2 protein-coding genes are annotated in these 1,664 nt (G+C 57.9%); one reads left to right on the top strand and one right to left on the bottom strand.

What is annotated here, in order from left to right:
* Positions 1-580 precede the first annotated feature (580 nt).
* A complete protein-coding gene (locus EN742_RS40130; RefSeq protein WP_281035038.1) occupies positions 581-703 on the top strand; it encodes a hypothetical protein in 123 nt (40 codons plus the stop codon).
* Between the two features lie 524 nt (positions 704-1,227).
* On the opposite strand, the gene EN742_RS34275 is transcribed toward EN742_RS40130, so the two are convergent.
* On the bottom strand, positions 1,228-1,569 hold the full coding sequence (locus tag EN742_RS34275) for a P27 family phage terminase small subunit (protein ID WP_128333836.1): 342 nt from the start codon (positions 1,567-1,569) through the stop codon (positions 1,228-1,230).
* Positions 1,570-1,664: the final 95 nt, after the last annotated feature.

A 1,664-nucleotide genomic window follows, 5' to 3' on the forward strand; every position in this document is an offset into this window, starting at 1 on the left:
ACGTCGAACACAGGCGTGTCGTCATTGGCCGCAACGCGACCCGTCGCCTCGAAGGCGGCCTCCAGATTTTGCATTGATGTGCTCTGTTCCGAGAGGTCGCCCCACGCGACCGTTGCATTGTGCCGGCTGTGCCGGCTGCCTGCCGCCTTGGTGGCGGTCGTTGTGATTGCCCCTATATATAGGGGTCAACTGCGTCAAAATTCAGGACGGCCGCAATATATTGTGCAGCAGTGACCAAATAGACACTGCTTTGTAATCGGCAAATTGTGCCACAAGGCTGCAAGAGGGCAATCTGCAACCGCAAAGATTTGCCATTGCCACTCGGCGGTTAGACGAGGTCAGCGAAGGCGCTGCGGTGCGGCACGAAATCGAACCTGTGAATCCTTGCGGCATCCTGTGAATAACGGGCAACCGAAATCAGCGGTTCAACGAGGAAAATCAATAGTTTGCGCGCCTCACGAGTTGTCGCACAATCCAGATTCGTAAAAAATCCGTTAGTCGTGGTCTTGCAAACGGGTCCGCGAATCCGCACCATTTAGAAATCGCACCGGAATGATCCTTTCCTAATGGAGAATTCCGCGTGCGCACTTCACGAAAAACAAAGCAGCGACCATGGTGGCACCTCTCGCGCGACGAAGTGTTCAAGGTGCTCGCTATCGCCGTATCGATCATCCTTACGCTCTTGTCGAAGTGCGGCGGCTGAAACCTCGCATGGATCTATTCGCAGGATCCGGGGGGCCTTTTCAGCGGCCCGCACGCCGCTTCGCTTGTCCTGGCAGGCCGAACTCTCGTTCGGCCCATATCGGACGCTCTGGCGGGTGATAGCCTCTGTAGAACTCTTCCATATATGCCAAAACGTCGTTGCCGATCCGTCTCCAAGTAGCCTCAGCTAGATCGCGAGGGACGTGGTGTCGATCCTCCACAACTCCAGCATCGACAAGTTCGTCAAAAAAGTCGTGCCCGCTTTGAAAATACATCATCCACGCTTTCGCCTCGTCGGGCCTAGCCTTCGATACGCGTCTTCTTACCGGCATGCGGAAGCCTCCTGTGCACTACACCAAGCCAGCAGCGGGTCGTAACCGGCTGCTCTGCACTCCGCCTCAAGTTTCGTCAGCTCGTCCTTCTCAGTGGCGTCGAGAGCTGGCCGGAGCCAGAGCGCCCAAACACGCCGAAGTGCGTCGACTGGCATTCCGTCGCGGCGGCGATCAACCTTGCGGCGCACCGGCATCAGCGTCGCGCTCCGTATGACGCGTAGCGAGGCGGGCGCGTTGCTTCTGGCGAGCCGGCGCCATCCAGAGAAAGCTCTCTGATGAGGCGAGCAAAGCCGATGCGGCTGTCACGCTCCACGGCCACTTCCGGTCGCGCGCGCGGCGAGTTCCATCTGTCTGTGTAAGTGAGTCCGTGCGCCTCGATAGCCTCGCGCGCATCTTCTCCGCGGTCCCATGCCTCGCAGGCGCGGATCAGGAGTCGCAAGTTGTGCGGCTCCATCTCGTACTCTTCGACGACTGAACGGAACCATTTTTGTGTAGGTTTCCGCAAATGGGAGGGTGGTTTTGGGGTCTTTTCCATATAGGAATCCTTGGTCTTTTGGTCTCAACGCCTTGCGCTACAAGGCATGGCGGATCTTGAATTGAACGGGGGCAGTGCGAACGGACAGTATGGGG

The organism is Mesorhizobium sp. M4A.F.Ca.ET.020.02.1.1 (assembly GCF_004022645.1).
Classification (GTDB): Bacteria; Pseudomonadota; Alphaproteobacteria; order Rhizobiales; family Rhizobiaceae; genus Mesorhizobium.

Coding starts and splice junctions, on each gene's coding strand:
- EN742_RS34275 (WP_128333836.1), bottom strand. CDS start 1,569: ATGGAAAAGACCCCAAAACCACCCTCCCATTTGCGGAAACCTACACAA.